This is a genomic window from Rhizobium skierniewicense, assembly GCF_014196515.1.
GTDB lineage: Bacteria > Pseudomonadota > Alphaproteobacteria > Rhizobiales > Rhizobiaceae > Agrobacterium > Agrobacterium skierniewicense.
Genome location: NZ_JACIDV010000001.1, coordinates 140,300 through 153,940 on the forward strand (window position 1 = coordinate 140,300; position 13,641 = coordinate 153,940).

Consider the following 13,641-nt stretch of genomic DNA (forward strand, 5'->3'; position numbering starts at 1 on the left):
GGCGAGAAGCAAGGACGTCTTTCCCTATGACTGTGTTCTATACACTCTTCAGCTTCCTCTATCAGACCGGAGACGCGTTCGCCTTTCTCGTGCTGTCTGCCTGTGGCCTCGCCATCATTTTCGGCATGATGGGCGTTATCAATCTCGCACATGGCGAATTCATCATGTGCGGCGCTTACGTCTGCTCGGCGAGTGCCCGCGCAGGCCTACCGCTGCCGCTCGCCGTCCTTGCGGGCGCGCTTGCGGCGGGTATCGCCGGCATGCTGGTCGAAAGGATCGTCATCCGCCCGCTCTACGATCGTCCTCTCGATACGATTGTTGCGACCTGGGGCGTGTCGATGATCGTCACCCAAAGCACGCTGATCCTGCTCGGCTCCATCATGCCCGGAACCGGCACCCCGTTCGGCAGCTTTGCCGTCGGTCCCTACTCCTATTCGATCTACCGCGTTGTGCTGATGGGCGCGGCTCTGACAACGCTCGGTCTTCTATGGCTTGGCTTCACCAAGACCCGTTTCGGTGTTCTGGCACGCGCAACGATCCAGGTGCCGCATATTGCCCAAGCCCTCGGCGTCAACACCGGCCTCGTCTACAGTCTGACCTTCGGCCTTGGCGCGGCGCTCGCAGGACTGGCGGGCGGCCTCTATGCCCCGACCATGACGCTCGTGCCGACAATGGGAAGCGCCTTTGTCGTCGAAGCTTTTGTGACGGTGGTCGTGGGTGGAGCGGACATCTTCCTCGGAACCGCACCTGCTGCCCTTGTTCTGGGTGCCGTCAAAGCGGGCCTCACGTCATGGCAAGGGCAACTGGCGGGCCAGATCGGTCTACTGGTCGCAGTCATCATCGTCATTCGCATCCTGCCGCGCGGTATTTCCGGCTGGATCCTTCGTGAGAGGGCTTGATCAGATGCGCAAAGAGAATGTCCTGTCGAGGGCCTTTGGATTGCTGGAAGGACCACAGACATTGGGACGCGGAAAACCGTTCTGGACCGTTTTCCTTGTCGTCCTTACACTTGCCTGCGCCTACCCGATGTTTGCAGATGGCTATGATGTCGGCAACAATGTCTATTTCTTCAACTGGGTCTTCATGGCGCTCGGCCTCAGCCTGATCTGGGGCTATGGCGGAACATTGAGCTTCGGCCAAACCGCCTTTTTCGGCGTCGCCGGATACAGCTACGGCATTATTTCGACCAATATCGGTGACGCCTATGGCCTGACACTGGTGGCCCTCGTTGCATCCGTAGTCGCTGCAGCGCTCCTTGCCGCCATTCTCGGCTACTTCCTGTTCTTTGGCCGGATCAGTGGCGTCTTCCTCGGCATCGTGACGCTCTCCGTCACGCTGGTGCTCGAGCGCTTCATGGCCCAGACGGCGGGGCCGGAATGGCAAGTCGGCACGGTTCGGCTGAACGGCTATAATGGCATGGGCGGCATGCCGTCGCTCACCATCCCCTGGTTCGGCGGCGATATTGTCCTGTTTCCCGATATCCAGCTCTATTATTTCACGCTTGCGCTGCTCGTCGTCTGCTATCTTGGCCTACGCGTGCTGGTGAACTCTCGCTTCGGCAACGTCCTCGTCGCGATCCGCGAAAACCCGCAACGGGCGGAAATGCTGGGGTATGACATTCGTGTTTACCAGCTTGTGACCTTCGTTATCGGCTCTGCCCTGGCTGGTCTTTCCGGTGTTCTCTACACGTCTTGGGGCAATTACATCACGCCTGCATCGATGGGCATGACGGCGGCGGCCCTTCCAATCGTCTGGGTCGCGGTGGGTGGTCGCAGCGATCTCACAACCACGCTTGTCGGCACGCTGATCGTGCTTGCAGGCTTCCAGGCGCTCACGATCCATGGAAGCCAGTATGCACTCGTCGTCATGGGTCTTCTTCTGGTGCTCACCGTCCTTGTTGCGCCACGCGGCCTCGTCTTCGGGCTTGGCTCAGTGATTGCGCGGGTGTTTCGCCGAAAAGCGTCGACCGGAGAAAAGTGAACATGGCCATTCTTGAAACACGTGATCTCAACAAATGGTTTGGCGGCCTGCACGTGACGGGTGGTGTCAATTTTGCACTGGATGAAGGCGAAATCCATTGCTTGATCGGTCCGAACGGGGCGGGCAAAAGCACGCTTTTCCGGCTCTTTCTGGGTGAACATCTGCCCACCAGCGGCCAGATCCTGTATGCGGGTCAGGATATTACCAAGGCAAAGCCGTTCGAGCGCATCCGCCGCGGCATCAGCGTGAAATTTCAGGTGCCCGGCATTTTCAAGGCTCTGAGCGTGCGCCAGAACCTTCAGATCGCGCTGCAACACCATCGACTGCCGGAGACGCTTGACGAGGAAATCGACAAGCTGCTCGAATTCCTCAAGCTGACCGAAGCGCGCTATCAGCTTGCTGGCAATCTCAGCCATGGGCAGAAACAATGGCTGGAAATCGGCATGGCGGTTGGCCTTAAGCCCCGGTTGCTGCTGCTGGACGAGCCGACCGCAGGCATGACACCGGACGAAACGGCAGCGACCGGCGACATGGTTCAAGCGTTGAACCGTGAGGGTGTGACGGTGCTTGCTGTCGAACACGACATGGCCTTCGTTCGCCAGATTGCCCACAAGGTCACCGTCCTGCACTTCGGCAAAATCTTCGCTCAAGGCACGATTGACGAGATCGTGGCGGATGAACGCGTGGCCGCAATCTATCTGGGAGATGCCCATGCGTAAGGAGATCCTTCTCAACACGGTCGGCCTGTGGTCTGGTTACGGCGGCAAGCCGGTTCTTCAAGGCGTCGATATCCAGGTCCGCGAAGGTGAGATCGTTGCTGTCATCGGCCGTAACGGTGTCGGCAAATCGACGCTGATGAAGAGTCTGATCGGGCTGCTGCCTCGCGACAAGGGCTCGGTCATCTTCAAAGGGCAGGAGATCGACACCGTGCCAGCCTACAAGCGGGCGCGGCTGGGCATCGGATATGTTCCGCAGGGACGCGATGTCTTTCCAAGGCTGAGCGTGATTGAAAACCTGCAGGTCGGGGAATCCATCAGTGGCAAACGCGCGTCGGCCGATCAGATCGAGGCGATCTTTACTTATTTTCCCATTCTGAAAGAACGGCGCAACCAGCAGGCCGGTACGATGTCGGGCGGACAGCAGCAACAACTGGCGATCGGGCGCGTTCTCATGGGCAATCCGGCCCTGATCCTTCTCGACGAACCCTCGGAGGGTATTCAGCCGAACATCGTTCAGGACATTGCGCGGATCATGGTTGAGTTGAACAGAACCAGCGGTATCACGGTCGTCTTCGTCGAACAGAACATCGAGATGATCCGCGCGATGGCGCAGCGGTGCTACGTCATAGACAAGGGCCGGATCACCAACGAGATCATGCCGGAAACGCTCGAAGACCGGGATGCGGTCCGCCGTTTTCTGGCTGTGTGAAACCTTAAAACATCAAACTGAGCACGTAAAGGAGTACCTTATGACCTGGCTCGACGAAACGATCATGGCACGCAAGGGCGTTGCCAAGGGCAAAGCCGGTGAAACCCACGCGATTACAGAGGAAAGCCAAGGCAAGTATCATTACGTCTACGGCGCCTACGTCGAACCGATCCTCAAAGTCGATCCGGGTTCGATCGTCTCGGCGGAGACCCATGATGCCTTCGAAGGCGCGATCAAGAACGAGACCGACATTCCGTCGAAGATCCTCAATTTCCCCTTCCTCAATCCGCAAAACGGCCCAATCTACGTCAACGGTGCAGAAAAGGGCGATTGCCTGGCCGTTCACATCAAAAACATCGTTCCACGCGGACCCCAGCCGCGCGGAACGACCGTTATCATGCCGGAATTCGGCGGCCTTGTTCCAACCAATGATACGGCAATGCTGACCGCACCTCTTCCCGAGCGGGTGCGGAAAGTGCATGTGGATAAAGATGCCGGAGTAAAGTGGAACGACAAGATCACGCTTCCCTATGAGCCCTTCATCGGGACCATCGGAACGGCACCGGAAATCGAGGCAATCTCCTCGCTCGTTCCCGACTATTACGGCGGCAACATGGACCTGCCGGACGTTTGCCCCGACACCGTGATCTATCTGCCGGTCAACACAAAGGGGGCCTATCTCTATCTCGGTGATTGCCATGCGGCTCAGGGCGACGGGGAATTGTGTGGCGTCGCCATTGAGCACCCGACGGTGACCACTATTCAGATCGACCTGATCAAAGGCTGGACCATCCGGACACCACGCCTTGAGAACGACCGTTTCTACATGACGATCGGCTCCGCGCGCCCCATGGAGGACGCGGCCCGCAGCGCCTATCGCGAGCTCATCCGCTGGATGGCGGCCGACTTCGGCTTTGACGAGATCGATGCATACATGCTGCTGACGCAGTGCGGGCGCGTGCGGCTGGGCAATATGGTCGACCCGAAATACACGGTTGGCGCTTCGGTGCTGAAATCGATCGTCGGCATTGCTGCCTGATCGACAGTTCTTTGCGACAGCCCGACAACCGGGCGGTCTATTCTACCTCCAACGGAGATTTCCATGACCGCCCCGTTCAAGGCCGCCGCCGTGCAGTTCGAGCCGCATTTCGGTGAGAAGAAACGAAATATCGACGTGCTTCTCGCCCTGGTCGAAAATGCAGCCAAAGCCGGTGCCAAGCTCATCACGACACCGGAGATGGGGACTACCGGCTACTGTTGGTATGACAGAGCCGAGGTCTCCGGCTTTGTCGAGACAGTTCCAGGGCCGAGTACCGACCGCTTTGCGGAATTGGCCCGCCGATACGATTGTTACATCGTCATCGGCCTTCCCGAAGTCGATCCTCAGACCGACCTCTACTACAATTCCGCGGCGCTGATCGGACCGGAGGGCGTCGTGGGCGTGCACCGCAAGACACACCCCTATATTTCAGAACCGAAATGGGCAGCCTCGGGTGACCTTGGCCATCGGGTCTTCGAGACGAGGATTGGCCGAATTGCCATGCTGATCTGCATGGATATCCACTTCATCGAAACGGCGCGTCTGGTCGCACTCGGTGGGGCAGACGTGATCTGTCATATTTCCAACTGGCTCGCCGAGCGAACGCCTGCGCCTTACTGGATCAGTCGAGCCTATGAAAACGGCTGCTACCTGATGGAGAGCAACCGTTGGGGCCTTGAGCGAGGCGTCCAGTTTTCCGGCGGTAGCTGCATCATCGGGCCTGAGGCGGAGATGATGGACGTCGTCGACGACGGTGACGGCATTGCTTATGGCGTGATCGAGCCGGCACGATCCCGCAAACGGCAGGTTGCGGGCGAGCCGGTGATGCGTCAGCGCCGCCCCGAACTTTACATGGACCTGATGACCAACACATTCGCCTGGAATCCGGGACAATTCTTCCGTCTTTACGGGCATCGGCCTATTGCAGACGGGCGTGTTGGCCGCGTTGCCGTTGGCGAATTCACGCCGACATCCGATATCACCGCCAACCTGATCTCGATGACTGACCTGGCCGAAGACGCAAAGGCACAGGGCGCAGAGCTGATCGTCTTCCCCGCTTTTGCTTTGACTGGTCTCACTGCCCCCGGAGAAACGGCCACGTCGAGTTCACATCCCGCGATACATGCAATCGCCACTCTATCCGAGCGGCTGGATATCTGCATCATTGCTGGCTTTGCCGAGGCAAGCGATGGCGAACGGTTCTGTAGCGCCATCATCGCCAGACCGAAGATGCCCATCACCACCTATCGCCAAATTCATCTGACCGAGGACGAGAAGACCTGGGCAACGCCAGGTGACGAATTCTGCGTCTTCGATCTTCCCTTGGGACGAGTAGGTGTCCTGATAGGGCACGATGGAGTCTTCCCTGAGGCTGGCCGCGTTCTGGCCCTTAGGGGCTGCGACCTGATCTGCTGCCCATCGAGCATAAGCGACGGCTTCCATTTTGGTCACCCAGGAAGCAGTGTCAGGCAGCCCGACCCCATCCCTTCTGGCGCCGATCCGGTTCACTGGCACCACTACCGGGTCCGTGCGGGCGAAAACAACTGCTACTTCGCATTTTCCAACACCAAGACCGCTGGAAACAAATCGGCTGGCCTAAGTGGCATATTCGGACCGGATACCTTTGCCTTTCCAAGGAAGGAAGCCATCGTGCTCGATGGAGAGCTCGCGGTCGCCGATATCGATCTGTCGAGCACCAGCCCGACCTATCCGACCAATGTCACGCGCCGGAAAGACCTCGTCCTCATGCGTCAGCCGCATCACTATTTGCCGCTTGTCATGACCGGCAGAAAACCCGACCATCAGTAGTCATCGAGCTTTATGGCGGGTCATCCCATATCGGGAATGTCGCCGTGTTGGAATATGATGGTCGGAGGGCCGTACTCCCCGATATCGGGGTCGGCATCTCGCGTCCATGCTATGATGCCGTCATATTGGCTGGCCAAAGATTTGCCCTCGCGCACGGCCCGTTCTTCTGTTGGCATCTGCTTCGGCTCAAAAGCCTCAACCATATTGCCCTCATCGTCGGCTTTGTAAGCGGCAAGAACGATCCGTTTGATTTTGGCCATTGCTCATTCCTAAGGTGGATGACTGTTCCTGCATGGCAGGGGCGGACCGGCGGCTAAGGCGCATCGTGAGCCTCGTTGAAGAAGACCCGAAGAGCGGCGAGCGCTGGATTCTGTTTTGTTGATCCAACAAAAAAGGCGAGCTTTCGCCCGCCTCTTCGTGGAATTTGACGGTTTAACGCTGTATCACGCCATAAACGACGCGACTACCGTTGTTTCTATTTCTATCGCGATCATTGTCGCGCCAATTTCCGTTCCGATCGCGGCGAAAATCACGGTCGTAATTGCGATAGTCGCCACGGTTGTCGTAACCACGGTCGTAACGGCTTGAAGAGTAGTAGCCGCCACCGCGATAGCCGCGGTCATCGACGCAACCGCTGAGAACGCCGACTGATATCAAGCAGAGTGCGGCAGTAGAAATTTTCATTGAGACCTCCTGTGCAACCCATCCAAACGCGCGGAGCGGCTCGTATGTTCCAATCGCCCCGCGTCTTCGGTCGATCATGGCCCCTATCGGGCGGAAATCGGAAGAGCAAGTGTTGTGCGTAAACCAGTCGGAACGCTGGGTTCGAGAGACAATGTTCCCCCATAGAGATCAGCCAGTTCATTGACGATGGAAAGACCAAAGCCGCTGCCTGCGACGCGTTCGTCTTCTCTCACGCCAGGGAGCAATACCGATTCCATCCTGTCTTCGGGAATGCCCGGCCCGTCATCTTCAACGATGATGCGAACAACAGAGCGATCTCGGTGGGCGCTGACCTGCACGCGGGAGGACGCCCACTTGAACGCGTTATCGATCAGATTTCCGAGCATCTCTTCCAGGTCATTTTCGTTGCAAGCCGCTTTCAGCGCGTCGTCAATGCCAACGTCGAAGCGGATTTTTCTCTCCGCATGAATGGCGCCGATCGCGAGGTGCAGATCGGCGACACATGCTGCAATATTGACACCGGATATCGTGGTCGTCCCACCCATAGCGTGACGCGCGGCGTTGAGGTGGTGCTTGATTCTCTGGTCGATACGGCGTGTAAGCTCGCGTAAAGTGCCGTCAGGATCATTTCCGTTGTCGAGCGCCAGCATAAGGCTGGCGACAGGCGTTTTGAGACCATGCGCCAGATTGGCGAATTGCAGACGGGTTGCCGTCAGTCTTTCTTCATTGGAAAGCAAAAGGGCGTTGGTCTTCTCTGCCAAGGGAGTGAGTTCCGGCGTTTTTTGGCGCGGCAGCCGCTTCAAATCTCCCTGATTGATAGCATCCACATCGGCTGCCATGGCTGCCAACGGTCGTAATCCGAACCGGATTTGCCAAACCGTGCCAGCCAGAAGAACAATCCCCAAAAAAAGCATGCAGGGTATCAGCCAAAACAGTGCCCGAAGTGCTGGATCGACGAGTGCGCTGAAGGGTGCCGTTGCCGTTATCGTGACAAGGTCTCCATTCAGGTTGCGGGTAGCCTGCCGCGTGTATAGCGACCTTCCGTGTTCATCCTCAGCATCGCCGGGTGACGGCAATCCCGTTATGGTTTCGCGAAATCCTTTCTTGCCTCTAGGCCCGTTCAGGCCGTTTTCGGTCAGTGACCGTGATGTCAGTCGGTCGCTGCCTGTCTCGATTTGCCAATACCAGCCCGATCCGCTTCGATCAAAGGGTGGGGCGTCCAGGAGAGTTGACAGCGCAAGCTGCCCGGATGGCTCTCGGGTGACTGCGCTGGCGAGCGCAGCAATCTGCGTATCAAGCCTCTGGTCAATTTGCTCTCGAACGACGTTTTTCAATGCAAGCCAGAGAGCCACCGAAGCGACCACCAGTGTTGCCGTCACGAACAGGCCCGAGAACAGCAATAATCGTCCGGCGAGCGAGTGGGGATTAAGCAGTTTTTTGAGCATTATCGCGCCACCGCCGCTGTCAGCATGTAGCCCCTGCCTCTGACAGTTTCGATATGCTCTGGGCCAATCTTCTTGCGAAGCCGTGCGACGATGACCTCAATGGAGTTGGAATCGACATCTGCATCCCCATCATAGACCCGCTCGTTCAACTCGCGTCGATCAACGATGATCTCCTTGCGCAGCATGAGGCAGGACAGGACACGCCATTCCAGTGCTGTGAGCTTCAACGGGAGACCATCGAGCTCGAATGTTCCGAGCTGTGCGTCAAAGACAAGGGGCCCACAGTTCAGTCGTGAGGAGGCGTATCCTGCGGCGCGCCTGACCAGCGCACGAAGTCGCAACACAAGTTCCTCGATCTTGAAGGGCTTTGGTAGAAAGTCATCTGCTCCCGCCTTGAAGCTCGCCACCTTGTCCGGCCACCCGTCGCGCGCGGTCAAAACCAATACGGGCAGATTTCGTCCCGCTTCGCGCCATTTCTTCAGGACCGCAACACCATCGATTTTGGGCAGTCCAAGATCCAGAACGGCAACGTCGAAAATTTCCGTCAACCCGGCATGAAGCGCATCTTCACCATTACAGGCAACATCGACTACGAAGTTTTCCAACCTCAGCGCGCTCGCGATCCGGCCGCTGAGGTCGTCGTCGTCTTCTACGAGGAGTACGCGCATAGAAAAATGTTCCGATGAAAATATGCTGAAAGTGTAGATATGGCAGCTTAACTCAAACTGAACGGGAAGGTTCAGCAAGGCGCGGGCTCGCAGGTGCTAGCGTGTATGGGTCATGAACACATGGAGCACCACAATGCAGATCGAACATCAATCTCAGCACCAGCCAGACCACGAAGACGGTCCTACCACGACGCCCAGGAAGACCCGCTCACGATGGGCATGGCCCGCCCTCATGACGGTGTTTGCGCTAGCTCTCGGTGCCGCCGGTGGCGCAACTGCCACGAAACTCATTCGTCCAGTTCCGGAAATGGCGCCGGTAACGCCGGTTGCGATTTCCACGCTTCCGGAGTCCGGCCTTGTGACGATCAAAGGTACAGTTGCCGAGGTCTACGGGAACAAATTCATTTTGCAGGACGAAAGCGGAAAGGCTCTTGTTGAAACGGGTCCTGCGGGTGAGGGCGGAACGCTTGTGAACATGAGCGAGCCCGTGACCGTTCAGGGTCGAGCAGACGACGGTGTCGTTCACGCAAGCTATCTCATCCGCCAGGATGGCACGGCAGAAGCAATCGGTCCCGCGGGACCAAAAGGCCACCCGCATTTACGTCATCCTGATGATACGGACCCCAAGCGGAGACCCTGAACCGCTGGACCAAGGAACATCCAACATTTAATGACGTGAAGACATGTCATTAAAAGAGAGAGTGGCGCTTGATGTTATCCGGAGCGCCATTTTTTCCGTCTGGAAATAACGTGAAAAACAGATATTTTCCGAGCCATCGACTACAAAACTATTCTTTTGAACCGATGGAACCCAAAGATATTTTCGTGCATTTAAGTGTTCGATTATTGGGGGTTACTGAGTATGGTTGGAAGTGACGTTTGGGGCGCGCGCGATGCGGGTGATCGCCTTGTGGCGGCGCATGCATCGGAAGACCCGTTCGCAGCAGCGTTCAAGGCAACCAGAATGCCGATGCTCATCACCGACCCGCGCCAAGAAGACAATCCGATCATTTTTTGCAACCACGCCTTTAGCGAACTCACAGGGTATCCGAACGAGGAGTTGGTGGGGCGTAACTGCCGTTTTCTACAAGGTCCGAATACCGATCCTGCAGCGATTGCTAAAATCAGATCGGCGGTTACCGAGGAACGCGACCTGTCCATCGACATCCTGAATTACAGGAAAGATGGATCGACCTTCTGGAACGCCTTGTTCGTTAGCCCTGTTCGTGACGAGGCGGGAGAAGTGATTTACTTCTTTGCTTCGCAACTGGACTTTACCAACATCAAGAGCAAGGAAGCGGAGCTTGCAGCAGCACGTCATATGGCCGAGGAAGAGGTCGCGCGGCGCACGGCGGATTTGACGGCTGCGTTGACGACGAAAACGTCGCTCGTCCACGAGGTTGATCATCGTGTCAAAAACAATCTTCTAACGATTGCCTCGATCGTCAAACTTCAGGCACGTATGACGAAGGACGATGTTGCCAAACGCACGCTGATGTCTGTTTTGAGTCGAGTGGAAGCGCTGAGTACCGTCCACCGAAAGCTTCTGAACGACGACGATGTCGGTCATTTCGATGTTGCCGACTTTGCAAGCGACCTGATTACCGATCTCGTCGGAGCTTTGAAGCGGTCCGACATCGTTTTGACGACTGATCTCAAAGAGGTGATCGTCCCGGCGCATAAGGCGTCTCCACTCGCTCTTATCTTGAACGAGTTGATTGGCGATGCGGTGCGACGTGGATTGAGCGCAAGTGGCGGCACTATCCATCTGGAGGTCCGCAGACTGAACGGGCACTTTCTGATCCGGGTTGAAGATACGGTTACGCCCGTCGACGTCGACACCGAAGAACAAGCATTCAGCCTGCTGATGCTTCAGACCTGTGCCAAGCAACTTGGCGCCAAAATAGAACGGACAACCGAGGGAAACCGCACCGATGTGCGCGTGACCCTTATGGTTCAGGAATAGAGGAAATAACGTTTGCGTGTCATGATAGTCGAGGACGAAGCTTTGTTGGCACTCGAACTCGAAAGCGAGGTAGAAGCGGCAGGACATGAGGTCGTCGGACAGGCGGCCTCGAGCCAGAAGGCCTGCGAACTTGCCGAACGTGCGACGCCTGACTTTGCCTTCGTCGATATCCATTTGCTTGATGGACCGACAGGAATCGAGGTCGGTCGCTTTCTTACATCGAAAAATGTACCCTTCGTTTTCGTTTCCGGTAATCTCAAGCGCATTCCAGACGATTTCGCGGGGGCAATCGGCGCAATTGAGAAACCCTACACGATGAATGGCCTTCAAAACGCACTTGGCTACATAACCGGTCTTGTGAGTGGAAACCCAATAACCACGCCACCACCCAGTTTGATTCTCGCAACGAGAGATGCGTGACGTAGACGCCGCGTCTGATCATACTTCAGACCGTCGAGACGCCGAAGACGCAAGCGACGTCGACGAGCCACAACCACGCTCCTCTTCAGCTAGAGGGCAGGGTGGTGCGTTTACCTGGCCGATAAGAGCGCAATGTAAAGGGCGTGTTCAGCTCGCCCTGTTTTTCAGGGCGTGTTCGATGGCGAGGCCAACTGAAAGAATTCTTGCATCAGTCAGGGCTCCGCCTGCGATCATCAGGCCCACTGGCGCCGAGCCTGCCGCGTGGCAGGGCAGCGAAAGCCCGCACCCGTCAAGGAAGTTGATCACTGACGAGTTGCGCAAGACCAATCCATTAACGGCGAAGAAGGTGTCGTTATCGGCTTCAAGCGGTGCAACCGCTGGCGCGATGATCGGCACGGTCGGCAACAGGATGGCATCGAAGGCTGCGAGCTTTTCATTGACACTCGTTTGCCAAGCACTGCGTGCTTCAAGCACATCGAGATAATCCGCTGCGCTCATGTCGCGGCCGCGCAGGATACGGCTGCGGACGCGCTGGTCATAGGCGTCGCCGCGACTTTCGAGCAGCTTGCGATGCCAGTGCCAGGCTTCCGCTGCAACGAGCCCGCCCTTGGCATTGATGGTCGCGAGGTGTTCAAATTCCGGTACGTCGATCTCAACGATGTGCGCCCCGCCTTGCGATAGAAGGCTGAGAACCGCTGCAAACGACGCGGCAACATGGTCGTCCATGTCGTTGAGCACGACGGTCTGCGGTACGGCAAGTCTCAGGCCGGCGAGCGGCATCGACTGGATCGATCGATGGGTTTCGCCCGAGATGATGGCGTCGATCAAGGCGCAGCAGGCAACGCTTGCGGCAATTGGTCCGATCGAATCAAGTGAGGTCGAGAGCGGCAAGACAGACTTGCGGCTGACGCGGCGCGCTGTCGGCTTGAAGCCGGTTAGGCCGCAGAACGCTGCCGGAATGCGGATCGAGCCGCCGGTATCTGTGCCAATCGCGGCAAACGCCATACCGTCGGTGACGGAGACGGCAGCACCGGAGGATGAACCACCCGGAATGCGCCCGGTGGATCTGTCGTACGCATTGAGCGGAGTGCCGTAATGGGGATTGAGACCGAGACCGGAAAACGCGAACTCGCTCATATTGGTCCTACCGGTGATAACGGCGCCTGCCCGGGCCAGTGCCTGGACCACCGGAGCATCGGCGGTAGCAGGCGCTGAATGGTTGTTGGCAACGCTGCCGGCCGTTGTCACTTCATCGGCAAGATCGAACAAATCCTTTACGGAGATTGGGATACCTTCGAGCGGAGAGCGGACCTGACCGACGCCGCGCATCAGATCAGACGCATCCGCCATGGCGTGTGCCCGGGCATCATTCCGACGGATGAAGGTTTTTGCGCCTTGACCTGCCGGATCGTCAATTGCAGCGATTGCTGCATCGACAAGCTTCCGGCTGGTGGTTTGCTTTGAGGCAAGCGACGCTGATACGTCGGCAATCGTCGGGTAGTGGGCCATGTTATTCAACCTCTGGCAGGATTTCGATCTCGTAGCCGTGGCGGATGCTGCGGTTCAAGACCGGATCGAACAGTTCCATGGTAAAGCGGGCGGACGGACGAATGCCACCGATAGCACCAACCGTCCCGCAAATCATGCCGGTTTTTTCCGGCAGTGCTGAATCGCCGCCGGTCAGTCCGAAGATCAGGTCTTGCGGCGTGCGCAGGCTGGAAAGGGGCCCCTCTTGATAGAGAGTTTGGGCGTCATTTTCGTCAATCCAAGAGCGGATGATCAGCTGATCCCAATGGTCTGCGACCTCGGCAAACGGCCATGCCGTGCCAGCGATCGGCTTGGGGCAAATCTGCTTTGATAGGGCGACACTATGGCTTTCCAGCTTGCGGTCGGTATGGTCGGAGGCAAGCGAAACGTAGAGATCGTTACCGGAGCGGAAGATGAAGGTCTCTACTTCACCGGAGCTTTGTGTTCCGACCGATTGTATCACGTCCGTCTGGACTGCGCTGTTGGTGGAGACGCGGTAATAGAGCGGTACCGTACTTGGGCGCGGCACGCCGATCGCCGCCAGTTCTTCGATATGATGATCGATGGCAGCCCGGTCACGACCAGCCCAGCCTGCAACCACAAGGTAGTCAATCTCTGTGTCGAGCTCAGTCTGGGACGTCGCGGATTCGATCGTGAAATGCAGTTTCATGAGAA

General features: G+C 57.4%; 15 protein-coding genes. 9 read left to right on the forward strand and 6 right to left on the reverse strand.

All coding sequences use genetic code 11. The features are described from left to right. Window positions 1-26: 26 nt before the first annotated feature. The 6 genes from GGQ73_RS00610 (at window position 27) to GGQ73_RS00635 (ending at window position 6,256) form a co-directional block, all read left to right on the forward strand. Window positions 27-899: an ABC transporter permease subunit gene (locus tag GGQ73_RS00610; protein WP_183893131.1), complete on the forward strand. Its 873-nt coding sequence runs from the start codon at window positions 27-29 to the stop codon at window positions 897-899. 4 nt (window positions 900-903) lie between these two features. Beyond that, on the forward strand, window positions 904-1,980 hold the full coding sequence (locus GGQ73_RS00615; protein ID WP_183893133.1) for a branched-chain amino acid ABC transporter permease: 1,077 nt from the start codon (window positions 904-906) through the stop codon (window positions 1,978-1,980). A 2-nt stretch (window positions 1,981-1,982) separates the two neighbouring features. Further along, window positions 1,983-2,699 (forward strand): ABC transporter ATP-binding protein, encoded by a 717-nt coding sequence (locus GGQ73_RS00620; RefSeq protein ID WP_174155313.1) that lies wholly within the window; start codon window positions 1,983-1,985, stop codon window positions 2,697-2,699. Further along, window positions 2,692-3,408: an ABC transporter ATP-binding protein gene (locus GGQ73_RS00625; RefSeq protein WP_174155312.1), complete on the forward strand. Its 717-nt coding sequence runs from the start codon at window positions 2,692-2,694 to the stop codon at window positions 3,406-3,408. The genes GGQ73_RS00620 and GGQ73_RS00625 overlap by 8 nt, the downstream gene beginning before the upstream one ends. Before the next feature lie 40 nt (window positions 3,409-3,448). Beyond that, on the forward strand, window positions 3,449-4,447 hold the full coding sequence (locus tag GGQ73_RS00630; RefSeq protein ID WP_174155310.1) for an acetamidase/formamidase family protein: 999 nt from the start codon (window positions 3,449-3,451) through the stop codon (window positions 4,445-4,447). 63 nt (window positions 4,448-4,510) lie between these two features. Then, a complete protein-coding gene (locus GGQ73_RS00635) occupies window positions 4,511-6,256 on the forward strand; it encodes a nitrilase-related carbon-nitrogen hydrolase (RefSeq protein WP_183893135.1) in 1,746 nt (581 codons plus the stop codon). A 20-nt stretch (window positions 6,257-6,276) separates the two neighbouring features. Here the strand turns inward: GGQ73_RS00635 and GGQ73_RS00640 are convergent, their stop codons facing one another. The 4 genes from GGQ73_RS00640 to GGQ73_RS00655 form a co-directional block, all read right to left on the reverse strand. After that, window positions 6,277-6,516: a hypothetical protein gene (locus GGQ73_RS00640; RefSeq protein WP_183893137.1), complete on the reverse strand. Its 240-nt coding sequence runs from the start codon at window positions 6,514-6,516 to the stop codon at window positions 6,277-6,279. A 172-nt stretch (window positions 6,517-6,688) separates the two neighbouring features. Next, window positions 6,689-6,940, reverse strand: a complete 252-nt coding sequence (locus GGQ73_RS00645) for a hypothetical protein (RefSeq protein WP_174155301.1) — start codon at window positions 6,938-6,940, stop codon at window positions 6,689-6,691. A gap of 83 nt (window positions 6,941-7,023) precedes the next feature. Next, window positions 7,024-8,385 (reverse strand): sensor histidine kinase, encoded by a 1,362-nt coding sequence (locus tag GGQ73_RS00650; protein WP_183893139.1) that lies wholly within the window; start codon window positions 8,383-8,385, stop codon window positions 7,024-7,026. After that, window positions 8,385-9,053: a response regulator transcription factor gene (locus GGQ73_RS00655; RefSeq protein WP_183893140.1), complete on the reverse strand. Its 669-nt coding sequence runs from the start codon at window positions 9,051-9,053 to the stop codon at window positions 8,385-8,387. The genes GGQ73_RS00650 and GGQ73_RS00655 overlap by 1 nt, the downstream gene beginning before the upstream one ends. A 133-nt stretch (window positions 9,054-9,186) precedes the next feature. Between GGQ73_RS00655 and GGQ73_RS00660 the strand changes: the two genes are divergently transcribed. From GGQ73_RS00660 to GGQ73_RS00670, 3 genes are all read left to right on the forward strand, one after another. Further along, on the forward strand, window positions 9,187-9,693 hold the full coding sequence (locus tag GGQ73_RS00660; RefSeq protein ID WP_183893142.1) for a hypothetical protein: 507 nt from the start codon (window positions 9,187-9,189) through the stop codon (window positions 9,691-9,693). A gap of 222 nt (window positions 9,694-9,915) precedes the next feature. Further along, entirely contained in the window at window positions 9,916-11,019 is a 1,104-nt protein-coding gene (locus GGQ73_RS00665; RefSeq protein WP_183893144.1) for a PAS domain-containing protein, read from the forward strand. A 12-nt stretch (window positions 11,020-11,031) separates the two neighbouring features. Beyond that, a complete protein-coding gene (locus GGQ73_RS00670; protein ID WP_174155293.1) occupies window positions 11,032-11,439 on the forward strand; it encodes a response regulator in 408 nt (135 codons plus the stop codon). Window positions 11,440-11,586: 147 nt separating this feature from the next. Here the strand turns inward: GGQ73_RS00670 and GGQ73_RS00675 are convergent, their stop codons facing one another. Together GGQ73_RS00675 and GGQ73_RS00680 are read right to left on the reverse strand one after the other, a co-directional pair. Further along, a complete protein-coding gene (locus tag GGQ73_RS00675) occupies window positions 11,587-12,948 on the reverse strand; it encodes an amidase (protein ID WP_183893146.1) in 1,362 nt (453 codons plus the stop codon). A 1-nt stretch (window position 12,949) separates the two neighbouring features. Then, window positions 12,950-13,636, reverse strand: a complete 687-nt coding sequence (locus GGQ73_RS00680; RefSeq protein WP_183893149.1) for a DUF2848 domain-containing protein — start codon at window positions 13,634-13,636, stop codon at window positions 12,950-12,952. Window positions 13,637-13,641 lie beyond the last annotated feature (5 nt).